The 380-nt window shown below is 72.6% G+C and carries 1 protein-coding gene; it reads left to right on the top strand.

What is annotated here, in order from left to right; genetic code table 11:
• Nucleotides 1-380: AMP-binding protein (locus WU80_RS24885; RefSeq protein ID WP_156349790.1), on the top strand; the 380-nt coding region annotated here is incomplete at both ends.

Here is a 380-nt window from a genome sequence, read left to right as displayed (position 1 = left end):
GTGGGCCGGTCCGGGCTGACGGCGTCGCGGTTCGTGGCGTGCCCGTTCGGCGGGTTCGGGGCGCGCATGTATCGCACCGGGGACCTGGTGCGCTGGGGGCCGGACGGGCAGCTGCGGTACGTGCGGCGCGCCGACGACCAGGTCAAGATCCGCGGGTATCGCATCGAGCTCGGCGAAATCCATGCGGCGCTAACGGGTTTGGCGGGCGTCGAGCAGGCGGCGGTGATCGTCCGCGAGGGCCGGCTGGTGGCGTACGTGACGGGGACGGCCGATCCGGCCGGCGTTCGCGCTGCGCTGGCCGAGCGGTTGCCGGCCTACATGGTGCCCGCCGCGGTGGTCGTCGTGGACGCGATTCCGTTGACGGTCAACGGCAAACTCGA

The organism is Mycobacterium sp. UM_11 (assembly GCF_001414075.1).
Classification (GTDB): domain Bacteria; phylum Actinomycetota; class Actinomycetes; order Mycobacteriales; family Mycobacteriaceae; genus Mycobacterium.
This window is presented reverse-complemented; position numbering and strand designations above follow the sequence as displayed.